General features: G+C 40.4%; 14 protein-coding genes and 1 other annotated feature. Of the genes, 4 read left to right on the forward strand and 10 right to left on the reverse strand.

Features of this window, described 5'->3' with window-relative positions; all coding sequences use genetic code 11:
• Positions 1–250: 250 nt before the first annotated feature.
• Complete coding sequence (locus J2S25_RS08890; RefSeq protein WP_044396496.1) at positions 251–820, reverse strand: GNAT family N-acetyltransferase; 570 nt, start codon at positions 818–820, stop codon at positions 251–253.
• A gap of 185 nt (positions 821–1,005) precedes the next feature.
• Here J2S25_RS08890 and J2S25_RS08895 point away from each other — a divergent pair, with 185 nt between their 5' ends.
• Positions 1,006–1,191, forward strand: a complete 186-nt coding sequence (locus tag J2S25_RS08895; protein WP_044396495.1) for a hypothetical protein — start codon at positions 1,006–1,008, stop codon at positions 1,189–1,191.
• Between the two features lie 144 nt (positions 1,192–1,335).
• Here J2S25_RS08895 and J2S25_RS08900 read toward each other — a convergent pair whose 3' ends face one another.
• The 5 genes from J2S25_RS08900 to J2S25_RS08920 all read right to left on the reverse strand — a co-directional run bounded on the left by J2S25_RS08900 (position 1,336) and on the right by J2S25_RS08920 (position 7,146).
• A complete protein-coding gene (locus J2S25_RS08900; RefSeq protein ID WP_044396494.1) occupies positions 1,336–2,277 on the reverse strand; it encodes an ABC transporter ATP-binding protein in 942 nt (313 codons plus the stop codon).
• Between the two features lie 21 nt (positions 2,278–2,298).
• A complete protein-coding gene (locus J2S25_RS08905; RefSeq protein WP_044396492.1) occupies positions 2,299–3,333 on the reverse strand; it encodes an ABC transporter ATP-binding protein in 1,035 nt (344 codons plus the stop codon).
• A gap of 18 nt (positions 3,334–3,351) precedes the next feature.
• On the reverse strand, positions 3,352–4,380 hold the full coding sequence (gene opp3C, locus J2S25_RS08910) for an oligopeptide ABC transporter permease (protein WP_307191721.1): 1,029 nt from the start codon (positions 4,378–4,380) through the stop codon (positions 3,352–3,354).
• On the reverse strand, positions 4,380–5,309 hold the full coding sequence (gene opp3b / locus J2S25_RS08915; protein WP_044396490.1) for an oligopeptide ABC transporter permease: 930 nt from the start codon (positions 5,307–5,309) through the stop codon (positions 4,380–4,382). Before opp3b ends, opp3C begins: the two co-directional genes overlap by 1 nt.
• Positions 5,310–5,448: 139 nt before the next feature.
• Positions 5,449–7,146, reverse strand: coding sequence for a peptide ABC transporter substrate-binding protein (locus J2S25_RS08920; RefSeq protein WP_307191722.1), 1,698 nt, complete (start codon positions 7,144–7,146; stop codon positions 5,449–5,451).
• Between the two features lie 270 nt (positions 7,147–7,416).
• Between J2S25_RS08920 and J2S25_RS08925 the strand changes: the two genes are divergently transcribed.
• The 3 genes from J2S25_RS08925 (at position 7,417) to J2S25_RS08935 (ending at position 9,311) form a co-directional block, all read left to right on the forward strand.
• Positions 7,417–7,776, forward strand: a complete 360-nt coding sequence (locus J2S25_RS08925) for a DUF3899 domain-containing protein (RefSeq protein WP_044391911.1) — start codon at positions 7,417–7,419, stop codon at positions 7,774–7,776.
• 54 nt (positions 7,777–7,830) lie between these two features.
• Positions 7,831–8,059 (forward strand) — a binding site (T-box leader).
• Between the two features lie 97 nt (positions 8,060–8,156).
• Positions 8,157–9,143, forward strand: coding sequence for a tryptophan--tRNA ligase (gene trpS / locus J2S25_RS08930; protein ID WP_044391913.1), 987 nt, complete (start codon positions 8,157–8,159; stop codon positions 9,141–9,143).
• Positions 9,144–9,239: 96 nt separating this feature from the next.
• Positions 9,240–9,311: a hypothetical protein gene (locus tag J2S25_RS08935; RefSeq protein WP_241768429.1), complete on the forward strand. Its 72-nt coding sequence runs from the start codon at positions 9,240–9,242 to the stop codon at positions 9,309–9,311.
• A 404-nt stretch (positions 9,312–9,715) separates the two neighbouring features.
• Here J2S25_RS08935 and J2S25_RS08940 read toward each other — a convergent pair whose 3' ends face one another.
• The 4 genes from J2S25_RS08940 to J2S25_RS08955 all read right to left on the reverse strand — a co-directional run bounded on the left by J2S25_RS08940 (position 9,716) and on the right by J2S25_RS08955 (position 14,415).
• Entirely contained in the window at positions 9,716–10,462 is a 747-nt protein-coding gene (locus J2S25_RS08940) for a YjbA family protein (protein WP_044391918.1), read from the reverse strand.
• A gap of 286 nt (positions 10,463–10,748) precedes the next feature.
• Positions 10,749–11,663 (reverse strand): oligopeptide ABC transporter permease, encoded by a 915-nt coding sequence (gene opp4C / locus J2S25_RS08945; protein ID WP_044391920.1) that lies wholly within the window; start codon positions 11,661–11,663, stop codon positions 10,749–10,751.
• Positions 11,664–11,675: 12 nt separating this feature from the next.
• Entirely contained in the window at positions 11,676–12,626 is a 951-nt protein-coding gene (locus tag J2S25_RS08950) for an ABC transporter permease (protein ID WP_307191723.1), read from the reverse strand.
• 136 nt (positions 12,627–12,762) lie between these two features.
• The gene (locus J2S25_RS08955) at positions 12,763–14,415 is read right to left on the reverse strand and encodes a peptide-binding protein (RefSeq protein ID WP_044391923.1); all 1,653 of its coding nucleotides are present in this window, start codon (positions 14,413–14,415) and stop codon (positions 12,763–12,765) included.
• Between the last annotated feature and the right edge of the window lie 24 nt (positions 14,416–14,439).

The following is a 14,439-nucleotide window of genomic DNA, read 5'->3' on the forward strand; positions in this document are numbered from 1 at the left end:
TTTATATATAACGAATGAAATGGAGAAAAGTTTCATTATTAATGAATATTTTTCATCTCCTTTGCTGTCCGTCCATATAAATATACGAAAAATCTTTAGTGATTTTGACCGTCAGTATACAAAATTCGCAATTTACTTAAATATACCCGTTTTTGATCTGCTTAAACATTTTTTCTCGCTTTTTTTATTCTCATTTAAGGTCGTTATAATGAAAACGCAATCAGGTCTTTCCTCCTGATTGCGTTTATGATTATAAATCTTGCAATAAGTCATCCCGTTTATTTTCAAGCGTAAGTACTTCTTCCACCGGCTGGTAGGACTCCCCGTAAAACGCCTGATCCTTATAAGTATGAACCATGTTATAGGTTTTTTTCATTGCTTCATACACCATTTCTTCTGAAGCTTTATTTGGTGACCAATATAAAATTTCCATTTCATTGATTTCATTTGTTGCCAGTGATCTGCGTCTGTACCCAATTGTCCGGGCATGTTCAAACCCTTCCCTTTTATAGAAGCGAAGACGTTTTTCTGAATCTGTGTCTTCATAATTCACTGGCTCGACTTCCAGAATGATCGGCTTCTCTTTCTCTTTGAGCTTTTCAATCAGTTTATGACCAAGCCCTTGACCTCGAGTATCCTTTGAGACAAATAAATAATCAATGAATACGAAATCATCGGTTTCAACATACATAAGAACATGCCCCGGTCCTTCATTTTTTTGATAAATTTCAGGGCGCTCCTGTAATAAAGTTTCCATGTGCTCCTTTGATTTCATCTCCTCAATCGGGAAATACTGATTCAATTTTTCATACCAATGCATTGCTTATCTCCTTTACAGTTTATTTCACCCGATAAGCTTCCAGCTTTTCCTATATACTCATGATCATAATGTTGATATTATTTTTTCTTAATAAAGTTCTTTTCATACGCTTACAATTCTTTTAAACTAAAGATATACAGATCATGAATTAACTCAAGTATGTGAAAAAAAGGTGGAGGTTTATCATGGGCGGTTACATTATGGATTTAACTATCATTGCTTTGCTGATCGTGGGTATTACCGCAACAATTGGCGTCATTACGAATGGAATCGGCACCAGGTTCTTTAGTGGGAATAAAAGAAATGAATTCGTCAATCAATCAACCAGGCTACAAAACGGCTGGAAAAATGTTGGCGGCAGCAAGAAGTAATCCATATTCTCTATTATTATAACTTATTATTATGAAGAAAATCGAATAATATGAAAAGCCTGGCAGGATTTTACCAATCCAACCAGGCTTTTTATTCGTTTAAGGGGTGCTATTCGATTGTTGCAGGCATCTGTTATACTCCGACTACTTGACGTATTGCTGTTGATATTGGTTTAGTTCTTTTTCAGAGCAATAAACATAATGCCCCGGCACTACCTCACGCATTTTTACTTCTTCTCCATCTGCATACTGATGGATATTCGAATCATAAGTTTTACGTCTCCGTGTTCGCTCTGATTCAGGGTCTGGCAGCGGGATCGCTGACAGCAATGATTGAGTATAAGGATGCAGTGGATGTTTGTACAATTCTTCAGCAGTCGTTAATTCCACTAGCTTACCAAAATACATGACCCCAATTCGATCACTGATATATTTAACCATTGAAAGATCGTGTGCGATAAACAAGTATGTTAACCCTTTTTCACGCTGCAGTTTCTTCAACAGGTTCACGACCTGTGCCTGAATAGAAACATCTAAAGCGGAAATTGGTTCGTCTGCAATTATAAATTCAGGCTGTACGGCAAGTGCACGCGCAATTCCGATACGCTGTCTTTGCCCACCTGAAAATTCATGTGGGTATCGATTGGCATGTTCTCTATTTAAGCCCACTGTTTCAAGGAGTTCATATACCATTTCCATTCTTTCTTGCTTTGTTTTTGCCAGTCCATGAATATCAATGCCCTCGGCAATCACATCAGATACCTTCATCCTTGGGTTCAAGGAAGCGTAAGGATCTTGGAAAATCATTTGCATGCTTCTGTTGAATTTTTTTAAATCCTTTTTGTTTTTCTTGCCATGTACATTTTCTCCCTTATAAAGGACCTCTCCATCTGTCGCTTCGTATAGCCTGATGATTGTTCGTCCAGTTGTGGACTTCCCACAGCCTGATTCTCCAACCAACCCAAGAGTTTCTCCCTTATAAATATCAAAAGTGATTCCATCAATCGCTCTCACTTCATTCTGTTGTCCCATATTGAAGTATTGCTTCAAATTTTTTATTTCAAGAAGCTTTTCTCGATTCTCCATCAGCCAGTCCTCCTCCTTCAGTTATTTCATGCCCATGAATTTGCGCATTCTGCTCTTCACTGCTTCCGGCGGTTCTACCTTAGGAGCATCGGGATGCAACAGCCAGGTGGCAGCATAATGTGTATCAGACACTTTAAACATCGGAGGCTGTTCCTCTAAATCGATTTGCATTGCATATTCATTTCGCGGAGCAAATGCATCACCTTTTGGCGGATGCAATAAGTCTGGTGGTGTCCCAGGGATTGCATATAGTTCCCCATCTTTTGCATCCAAACTTGGCATGGAACTGATCAATCCCCAAGTGTATGGATGTTGCGGATTGTAAAAAACTTCATCAACAGTCCCAATTTCAACTATTTTCCCACCATACATAACTGCTACCCGGTCCGCGACGTTTGCAACTACTCCTAGGTCATGAGTAATGAAAATGATGGAAGTATCAATTTTTTGCTGCAAATCTTTCATCAGTTCCAAAATTTGTGCCTGAATCGTAACATCCAAAGCAGTCGTTGGTTCATCTGCAATTAACACCTTCGGATTGCATGCCAAAGCAATTGCGATTACGACCCTTTGTCTCATCCCGCCTGAGAATTGGTGCGGATATTGTTTTACGCGCAATTCTGGTTTTGGAATTCCAACCAGCTTCAAGAGCTGTACAGCACGTTCTCTAGCAGCTGATTTACTCATATTTTGATGCTTAATCAAGGGTTCCATGATCTGTTTGCCAACTGTCATTGTTGGATTCAAAGACGTCATTGGATCTTGGAAGATCATCGAAATATCCTGGCCACGGATTTTTTGCATTTGTCTATCGGATAATTTTGTTAAGTCTTTTCCCTCAAACAGGATTTCCCCTTGCTTGATTTGGGAATTTCCAGGAGGCAATAATCTCATGATCGCCTTAGTCGTTACCGATTTACCAGATCCAGACTCACCAACAATTGCAAGAGTTTCCCCTTTTTTTAACTCAAAGTTCACACCGCGGATTGCTTTCACTTCGCCCGCGAATGTATGGAAGGATATATTTAAATCCTTAACTTCCAAAATATTTTCCATAATACATTCACCTGCCCCTTAATCGCGCATTTTCGGATCAAGCGCATCGCGCAATCCGTCTGCCAGCATATTGAACGTAATCATGATAATACTGATGATAACAGCTGGAATTATCATCTCATGCGGGTGCAACCTTAGCACTTTAAATCCTTCATCAATTAATGTACCCAGTGATGCATAAGGATCCTGTAGACCAAGTCCGATAAAGCTTAGGAACGCCTCAAAGAAAACCGCATTCGGAATCGTAAACATTGTATTGATAATTATGACACCGGCAAGGTTGGGCAATAAATGCTTCGAGATGATCTTGCCATCGCTGTTTCCAAGTGTTTTAGAAGCAAGGACAAATTCCTGCTCCTTAAGTTTAAGCGTCTGAGCACGTACTACACGGGCCATACCTACCCAGCCTGTAATCGTCAAGGCAACCGTTATCGAAATAATACCTGGCTGCAATACAAGAATCATCAAGATAACAACGATCATTGTTGGAATACCAACAAGGATTTCTGTAATCCGCTGCATCACATTGTCCAGCCTGCCACCGTAGTAACCAGATATCGAGCCATATGCAACACCGATGATCATATCAATGACAGCTGCCAAAAAAGCAATATATAAAGAGATTTGAGTCCCTTTCCAAACACGTGTGAACAGGTCTCGCCCTAATGCGTCTGTGCCGAACCAGTAATATTCATTCACATTATTTATTTCATACGTGTCGATTTCCTTGCCTGCTTTGTTCGTTTTGATTCCATCGAACGGAAGCCAACTGATGTTTTCCAGCCCCTGAATTTTTGGCGACAAATTGTTATGACTTACATTTTGCGTGTCAAATTCTTTCCCACTTATCAATGGACCAGTAAACGCCATAATGATTAACAAAGCCAAAACTATTAAGCTTACTACCGCCCCTTTGTTTTTACGAACGCGCATCCATGCGTCTTGCCAAAAGGTTAAGCTCGGTTTATTTATTTCCTCACTCTTTGTAGAATCGACTCCCGCCGGCCTGAAACGATCATTAAGAATTTTTGCTTCAAAGTCAGCCATTACTTACTACCTCCAGACAGCCTGATCCGAGGATCGATGATTCCATAAAGAATATCCACCACTAGGATGATCACTACAAACAAAGCTGCAAATAAAATGGTTGTACCCATAATAACAGGGTAATCATTAACTGTAATCGATTTTACAAATTGTTCTCCAAGGCCAGGGATCGCAAAAATCTTTTCCACTACTAGTGAACCAGTCATTAAAGAGATAGCCAAAGGTCCAAGAACCGTTACGAGCGGGATCAGCGCGTTTCTTAAAGCATGCTTGAACGCAATCTCAAAGAAACTCGCACCTTTAGCTTTTGCCAGCATGATATAGTCTGAACCTAATACTTCAATCATTTCTGTACGCATAAATCGGGCAGCAATTGCGATTGGGAGCATAGAAAGAGCAATAGTTGGCATGATGGTATATTCGAAACCTCGCCAGAATAATACCGGAAACCAGCCTAATTTTACCCCAACAAAATATTGCAGCAACCCTGCAAAGACGAAGTTCGGTATCGACTTACCCAATACTGCGATAAAAGTGGAACTGTAATCAACCCACGTATTTTGTCTGATTGCAGCAAAAATACCTAGTACAATACCCACAATTGTACCAAGCAACATCGCTTGGGCACCTAACTGCATGGAAGGGCCTAAACGTTTAAGCATCAGGTCGGTAACTGGAGTATTATTAAACTGGAAAGAAATACCTAAATCTCCTCGCAGCAAATTGCCAATATATTTAGCATACTGGACAGGTACTGGCTGATCGAGACCATACTTTGCCTTCATGATTTCCATTTGTGCAGGACCCAATTTATTCGCACTTGCAAAAGGCGTTCCAGGAATGATTTTCATTAAGAAAAATGTTAGGGACGCAATGATGAAAAGAGTCAAAAACATATAAAGTACCCTTTTTAACAGGTATTTTGCCATTTGGGTGCACCTCCTGTATAATTTCAATTTTCCTTATTGTTCGACAAATTGTTTACAGGGAAAAAGAGAGTATATCTAGATATACTCTCTTTCTATCCTCAGAATTATTACACTCTGAAATAAGAAATATGCTTTATTATTATTCGCCCTCGATGGTTATCCATTGGAACGAGTAATCAGGACCGTAGTTATAGATTGCAAGTCCTTTTACATTCGGGTTAAGAAGGATGTTGGCTGCACGCTGGTAAACAGGCGCTAAACCATAATCTTCAGCAAGCATGATTTTTTCTGCATCTTGTTGTGCTTCCCACTGCGCTTTTTCGTCAGTAGCAAGTTCGCCTTGAGCTGCTTTGATCAGCTTATCGTATTCTGGGTTAGAGTAGCCCATTCTGTTGCTTCCGCCATCGGTGATCCAAAGGTCGGTGAATGACAATGCATTCCCGTAGTCTGGTCCCCATCCAGCGAATTGAAGATCATAGTCCATAGAGTTGTCACGCTCTAGACGGACTGCGAAAGGAACGCTTTCCAGCTTGACTGTCAATCCAGGAAGATTTGTTTCTAACTGATTCTTGATGTAAGCATCTGTTTTCTTAGCAGATTCAGTGTCTCCACCAAGGTAACGAAGTTCAAGTTTATCTACACCAAGTTCCTTAAGTCCAGCTTCCCATGCCTTTTTAGCTTCCTCAGCATTGAAAGTTACAAGGTCACCGTACTTTTCACGGAAATCTTGTCCATCAAGCGTTACGAAATCTTTTGGTACAAAGTAGTTTGCAGCTACTGAACCATTGTTCAGAATGCTCTTAGCAAGGTCTTCTTTGTTGAAGCCCATTGCAATTGCCTTACGAATGTTTTTGTTAGCTAGTGCTTCATTCTTCTGGTTCAACTTGATCCAGAATACTGTTGGCTCCATCCAGCTAAGCATACGCTCGTCGCCTTGATAAGAAGGAACGATGTCAGAAGATAGCAATCCAGTCATGTCTGTTTCGCCAGCTTCAAATGCGTTCACAGCTGAGTTTGAATCTTTCACGACGTTTACAGTGATTTTTTCAAGTTTGACTTGATCAGCACTGTGGTAATCCGGGTTTTTAGTCAGTACCCATTCAGAAGCATCAGTACCTTCCCAAGTTTCCATTACGTAAGGACCGTTGTAAAGTAAGTTTTCAGCACTGCTTGCGAAAGCATCGCCTTTCTCTTCCACAAACTTTTGGTTTTGCGGATAGAAGGTTGGGAAGGCGAACAGATCTTCCCAGTAAGCGATAGGCTTGTCTAGCGTTACTTCTAATGTCTTTTCGTCAATGGCTTTCACACCAAGTGTGTTCAGATCATAAGGCTCTCCCTTAGAACCAGCTTCTGTTATTTCTGCTGCTCCTTTGATCTTGCCGCCCATCATGTATGGACCATATGGAGAAGCTGTTTTAGGATCGATAGCGCGCTGCCATGCAAATACAAAGTCTTGTGCAGTTACAGGGTCACCGTTCGACCATTTTGAATCGATTAGATTGAAAGTGTAGACTAGGTAGTCATCACTGATTTTCGGCTCGCCATCTGCAAGTGCAGGAACTGGCTTGTGGTTTTGATCAAGGCGGTAAAGACCTTCACCTACGTTGTTTATGTAAGTGAAACTGGTCGAACCTTCAGCAAGGACACTGTCCATTGTAGGAATCTCAGAGGAATCCAACATTCTTAATTCTTGTGGCACGGCAGCTGTGTCGCCTGTTGTGCCTCCGTTATCTTCTGGCTTTGGATCTCCAGCATTATTGCTGCCGCTACACGCAGACAGAACTAACGAGAATACTAGAGTCAAAAGCAACAGAAGTGAAAATTTTGACTTTTTCAAAAATATGCCCCCTCTTTCATTGTTTTCTGAAAACTTCTTACATTTCCTATTATACATAGATTGAATTAAATGTTCAATCTTTTTGCGAGAAAAATTTACATTATTGAAACAATAGTAATAAATTTCCTTAATAAATTATGGTATAATGGTGTCTTACCAACGTTCATGAAGCAAAAATGCTGTGTTTTTTTTTGTAATATTTCATCTTTTTTGTTCATTTAATCAGCTAAAAACTTTTATGGAATAACAATATAAAGGAGGAATTGTTGAATGCGTACTAGATTCAGGAAAATTTTTATAGGCTTTTCCCTTTCACAATTCATTGTTTTGATCCTTTCACTCCTAGATCAACAGACGATAACCTTGCTAAGTTATATAAATATCTCTTTTTATATTGCAAGTATCCTGATCTTCACTTCGATGGTTGTCTTTACAGTTCATTCCGGGTTCTTTGACGCCATTTCCTATTCTTTCCGGACTGTTTTTGCTGGCAAGGAAGAGAAGAACCATTCCAGAAATGATATAACTCCCTTATCAGAACTGATAACCATCAATGCAAATCCATTGTTTTTGGTAGGATTGTTCGACTTCTTGCTGATGCTAAGTGCATTGTACGTATATTATCTATAATACCTTGCTAATCATTGGATATTTTATTATAATCTTTTTTATAAATGAAAATGAAAAAGAGCAATGATGAAGAGTAGTACATCTGTTTAAGGCTTTCAGAGAGTTTGTGATCGGTGGAAACAAACAGCCTGGCAAATGGAATGGACTTTTGAGCTTCTGGTTCGAACTTAGAGTAGCTCCAGACGTGATCCAGCGTTAAAGGAATCCATGCTGCAAAATGACATGGGCAAAGTGACTCATTCGTGAGTAATTAGGGTGGCAACACGGACCATTCGTCCCTATCAAATAGGGGCGAGTGGTCTTTTTTTGTGCACGCTTTTTCGTCTGTGAGTCAAATTGCAGGAGAAGAACTCCTGTAAAAATCTTAGGAGGAATGATTTATGGAAACAATTTTTTCTGGTATCCAGCCGAGCGGCACGATTACCTTAGGCAATTATATTGGTGCGATGAAGCAATTTACAGAACTTCAAAACGAATATAGTTGTTATTTCTGCATCGTTGACCAGCACGCGATTACGGTACCGCAAGATCGCTTGCAGCTTCGCCATAACATCAGGAGCCTCGCCGCTTTGTATATTGCCTCTGGTATTGATCCTGAAAAAGTTACTTTATTCATTCAGTCAGAAGTACCGGCACATGCTCAGGCAGGATGGATGATGCAATGCGTTACCTATATAGGTGAGCTGGAGAGAATGACGCAATTCAAGGATAAATCCACTGGGAAAGAAGCGGTCTCAGCCGGCCTTTTAACCTATCCCCCGCTAATGGCTGCCGACATCCTTCTTTATGGTACCAATCTTGTACCAGTTGGCGAAGACCAAAAGCAGCATTTAGAATTGACGAGAGATTTAGCCGAGCGTTTTAATAAGAAATACAATGACATTTTCACGATTCCGGAAGTGCGCATTGCCAAAGTCGGCGCAAGAGTTATGTCTTTACAGGATCCAATGAAGAAAATGAGCAAATCAGATCCGAACAACAAAGCTTTTATCTCCATGCTGGATGAACCAAAGCAAATCGAAAAAAAAATCAAGAGTGCGGTAACCGACTCTGAAGGCATCGTAAAGTATGATAAAGAAAATAAACCGGGTATCTCCAACCTGTTGTCCATCTATTCTATTTTAACTGGCAAAGCAATTGATGAAATTGAAAAGGATTATGAAGGGAAAGGATACGGAGACTTCAAAGGAGATCTTGCCAAGGTTGTTGTTGAAGTCATCGAGCCCATTCAGAAAAAATACTATGAGCTGATCGATTCCACAGAACTAGATGAAATCTTGGATCGCGGCGCTAAAAAGGCAAACCTCGCCGCCAACAAAATGCTCAAAAAGATGGAAAATGCAATGGGCTTAGGACGAAAACGCTAGTGGTGGTAACAGGTACTGGAGCTGAGCATTTCAAGCAAGAAAAGCGAAAGTGCCTTGTTCAGCCCCGACAAGCGTTGCCCGCCGATAACTGCTCGATTGCCACACCGGAAATTTCACAAACTGATTAACCGCGGGCTGTTCGGCGTTTACTTGTCCGACGAAAAGTAAGAAGGCAGGAAAATTAGAAAGCTTTCCGGGAAGGATCAAGTCGGCCGGACCTGTCAAGTACTCTTTTATATCAATGGACAAGCTTATCAGTCATTGCCGAGATGGATGCCTCCGGGAGTCGAGAAGGCGTTTATAAAATAGTTAGGGAGCCAGGGAAACCTGGCTCTTATAATGTTTGGTCAAATCTTTGCATAAAATATGGAGATTCGAGAAGTGCCCTTACACTTGAGATTGCCTGTTTTATCGTCACATAATATAGGCTGGTATCCTTTAAACTTAATGGGGGATCAAAAAAGATGACTCGAAATTCAATTTTTTTGAATTTCGGAGTCATCTTTTTTATTTCCTTTTGAAAAAAGGCAAGGTTTTTCCGTAGCCTCAACTTTTCGTCTGCTTCCTTTTTGTCAATTAACTTTCGGGCCGTGCTCCATTTCCCATAGTTTTTCAAAAAACGCTTGCCCCTTGATAATATTTTCACAAAATTTTTCGTGTCTAGGAGTCCAGCCGAATTTTGTTTCTTCATATAATTGCTCCCATACTTCCTCAAATGGGAGACACTGTATTTCTTCATATTGTTCAGGTTTCCACTCCGTGAACCAATAACGCACCTCAGCTACATTTTTCGACGAGTGTAGCTGGTCCATCGCCATGAACAACAATTGCTTTAATTGTCTTTCCTTTCGGGTCAATCCCCTCATTAAATCAGGAGAAGGTGATAGAATATGGAAATTCTTTAAGGATCTTTGATCGTTGAAGCTGTAGTGGATTGTATCCTGATTTTCGATCATTTCGTAAACAAGCTGTTCCTGTCGAGGGATAAGCCGGCTCTTTCGGATCGGAATGTTATAGCCGATCGTATCAACAGCCAAAATTCCAGTCCCATCCGTAACGACAAAACAGTAATCAAGCTGTGTGCGTTCATGATTTTTCCTTAAGTATGCCTTGCGGTAAATGTCATCGAGAAGCTGTTGAGGCAACTCAGATAAATCGTTCTCAATGTAATGAAATAATAAGTGGTCAATTTTCAGCAGCGGCACTTGGTCAAGCAACTCGACTCCATCGTCCTTGCGCCACTCGTGAAAGTGGCAGACATTATAGCCGTTTTCTTCCCCTTCGAACCAGTTTACCCAGACATCATGAAGATACAACATGATTTATAATCCCTCACTTCAAGAAACTGTTTGTCCATCAGTATGGGCAGCACTAAGTAAAAATATTCCTTATTAGGAAAAGCAATTTCCCCTGCTACAAAAAATAACACTCCACCGTTATAGCTAAAAATGCTGATTACAAATTTTCGCCAGTATTTAGGTTTCTAGAATATATGTATTAAATTGCTAAGGCTTGTTATCAAACCTTCATAATAAAAGCAGTCAGCAGCATTTTAAAATAGTTTAATTTCCCAAACAATGAGAAAAAGCCAGGTTTTCCCTGGCTTTACTCATTTATTTTTGGATCAAGCGCATCCCTTAATCCATCTCCAACAAAGTTAAAACAAACCACTGTCAACAGGATCATTAAGCCAGGACCTAAAGGATACCACCACGAATTTAACAAAATCGTGAAATTCTGTGCATCCTGTAGCATATTTCCCCAGCTTGCTACTGGCGGTTGAATTCCAAGACCTAAATAGCTTAATCCTGATTCAGCGAGAATGACATATCCGATTGACAATGTCGCAGATACAATTATCGGGCCCATTGCATTCGGCAAAATATGAGAAAAAATGATCTTATGCGTTTTAGTGCCAATCGTTTTGGATGCAAGAACAAATTCCCTGGATCTTAATGATAGAAATTCGCCACGGACTAGACGAGCCGTTGTAGTCCAGCCAAGCAATGCGAAAATTAAAATCAATTTATCTACGCCTGGCTTAAAAATTGTTACTAGAGTTATAAGTAAAAAGATCGATGGAATGGACAAGATGATATCAACAAACCTCATGATTAATGCATCCACGATTCCGCCAACATAACCTGCAATTGCGCCAAGAAAAGTTCCTATTGTAATAGAACCCAATACAGATGCAAAGCCCACAAGAAGCGAAATTCGTGCGCCATATAAAAGTCTTGAAAATATATCTCTGCCAAAACGGTCTGTCCCAAGGAGATGTTCTCTGCTTGGAACAGACAATTTTTCAAGCAGTTTTTGCTTCTCAGGAGAATATGGTGCAATTACCGGTGCCAGCAGGGCTGCTGAGATAATGACGATAAGGAATATTCCTCCGATCACCGCTAGTTTATTTCTGAAAAACTTTCGTGCAACGATTTGAAGCATTGTATCGCGTGTAGTTTTAATCCCATGCAATTCAAGGCTAGGAGATGGGTTTTCAGCCAGGTTTATTTTTGCCATGTTTACCTCCTATTAATACTCGATCCTCGGATCAAAAATTGCGTACAGAATATCTGCGACCAGATTACCTATTACGACAAAGACAGCTGATATGACCGTTAGGCCCATAATCACCGGATAATCACGCTGGAAGGCGGAATCAACGAATAACAAGCCAATCCCAGGCCAGGTAAAGATTTTCTCCACGATTACTGCACCGCCAATAAATGATGGAATCATCAAGCCGAAAATAGTAATTACTGGGATTAAGCCGTTGCGGAGTCCATGTTTATAGATTACCTTTTGCTCTTTAAAACCTTTTGCTCTTGCTGTCCTAATATAGTCCTGCTTGATTACCTCCATCATGCTCGATCTCGTATACCTCGTTAAACCAGCCATATCTGCTGCTGCTAATACAAAGGCGGGCAGGAATAAGTGATGGATCCTGTCCCAGATGCTAAATGGTTCATTAAGGGTAGAAACCCCTCCAGTTGGGAACCAGTTCAACTGGACGGCAAAAACCATAATTAAGATGAGACCTAGAAAGAAGTTAGGTGTTGCTACTCCGAGAAATGAGGTAATCGTTACAGAATAATCAAGCTTGGAATAAGCTTTGGTAGCAGAGATTACTCCAAAAGGAATAGAAATCACCACGGCAAGCACCGTAGAAACCACCATTAATAGAATGGTGTTTGGCATCCTGTTCATGATCATTTCCATTACTGGAACACCTTTTCTGATCAAAGATGTGCCAAAGTCTCCTTGAAGCATGGCACCAAGCCATTTAAAATACTGGATATAAACAGGGTCATTCAGCCCATATCTTTCCATAAACTTTGCTTTGTCCGCCTGACTTATGGTTGGATCCATCATCAAGCTTGTAGGATCACCAGGAGCAAATTTCATAATGGCAAAGGAGACAACTGTAATTCCTAATAACAAGGGGATGGCCATTAATGTTCGGCGAATAATATAAGATAACATGGCAATGCTCCTTTTCTAGTGAACGATCTTTATGCTCAAGACTAAAAAAAGTCCAATATTCAATAGTTACTATTGAAAAAGGGAAGGAATACCCCCCTTCCCTTTTCCAAGTTAAAGATATGGGTCTTACCTCACATTATTTTTTTAACCACCATTTATAAATCTCATAGTAGTCATCTTTCGCATGGAATACATATCCTTGTAGGTTCTCAGGCATTACCCTGTGTACGTTTGGATAGTACAGGAAAGTATAAGGCTGATCTTCGGCGATCATCTTGTAAATATCAGCATAAGCCTTCTTATATTCATCCTGGTCAAGAATTTGTTTTGCTTCCTCCATTAGCTTATCAGCCTCAGGATTGGAATACCATACGAAGTTTAAGCCTTCCTTCATTTGGCTTGAGTGGAAAATATCGTACTGATCCGGGAAGGTTGACAGGCTCCATCCAAGCACAAGTGCATCGTAATTCCAATTTGGAGCTGAAATTTGTTCAATAAATGCGCTCCATTCAACAATTTCTGGCTTCGCTTCAATACCGACATTCTTCAGCTGCTCTTGTAGAACGACAACAATGTCTTCCCTTACTTTGTTACCCTGGTTTGTTTTTACCGTGAAAGAGAATTTTTTACCGTCCTTATCGAGAATACCATCCCCATCGGTGTCTTTCCAGCCTGCTTCAGCAAGTAATGATTTGGCCTTCTCGACGTCATAACCGAATTTTGGAACATCGTCATTGTAGGCGAAGGAAAGTGGACTTTCAGGAACATCAGCGACTTTTCCATCCCCGTTCATGACGGAATTTACAATTGCTTCCCTGTCAATCGCATGTGTAAGTGCCTGGCGGACTTTTTTATCTTTAAACAGATCATTCTTCTGGTTGTATCCTAAATAAGTGTAAGAAAGAGCAAGTCCTGACTCTACCTTCACTCCAGGGAATGATTTGACTGTTTCAATGTCAGTTCCTGGAACACCAGCTGCAAAATCAATGTCGCCAGCCTGAATTTGCGCAATCATTGCATCCATATCTGGAACGATTTTGTATGTTAATGAATCAAGGTTCGGACGGCCTTTGAAATAATCATCGAATGCTTCAACTTTTACATACTCGCCATCTTTCCACTCAACAAATTTAAATGGACCGGTACCAATTGGGCTCTTCGTATTGAACTCATGCTCACCAAGTTCGGCAACGGGTACATCTTTTAGAATATGCTCAGGTAAAATGAAATAGCTCAATGTTACCGGGTAGAAGGAAGCGTCCCTCTTGCTCAATTTGAATTCCACAGTATAGTCATCGATTTTCGTTACCTTCTCCAGTGACTCAAAGTTCGATCCTCGTTCGCCGACATAATCTGGGTTTTTGGGAATCATGAATGTAAAAACTACGTCGTCTGCGGTGAACTCCTCACCATCATGCCATTTAATCCCTTTTTTTAATTTTGCTGTGTAAGTCAGGCCATCTTCAGAAGCTTTAATGTCCTCAGCCATACTAAATGTAGGATTAAATTCGGTGTCAGACGTTACTAGTCCATCATAAATGAAACTTTCAATATCTGAACTCGCAGTATCGGTAGAATATAGAGAGTTGAAAAGTGTAGGTGATCCAGTTGATCCAATGATTAAATCTCCGCCTTTTTGCGGCTCTCCAGCTGCTTCCTCATTCTTCGTTCCGTCTTTATCCGTAGTCCCAGTTGTCTTCTCAGGTGTATTCCCAGCGCAAGCAGTAAGGAATAAAGAAAGGATCAGTGTAAGACTTATAACCAGCCATGAAGTTTTTCTTAATTTCACGTTATTTCCCCCTCGTTATCGTTT

Source organism: Mesobacillus stamsii, from assembly GCF_030814065.1.
GTDB lineage: Bacteria > Bacillota > Bacilli > Bacillales > Cytobacillaceae > Mesobacillus > Mesobacillus stamsii.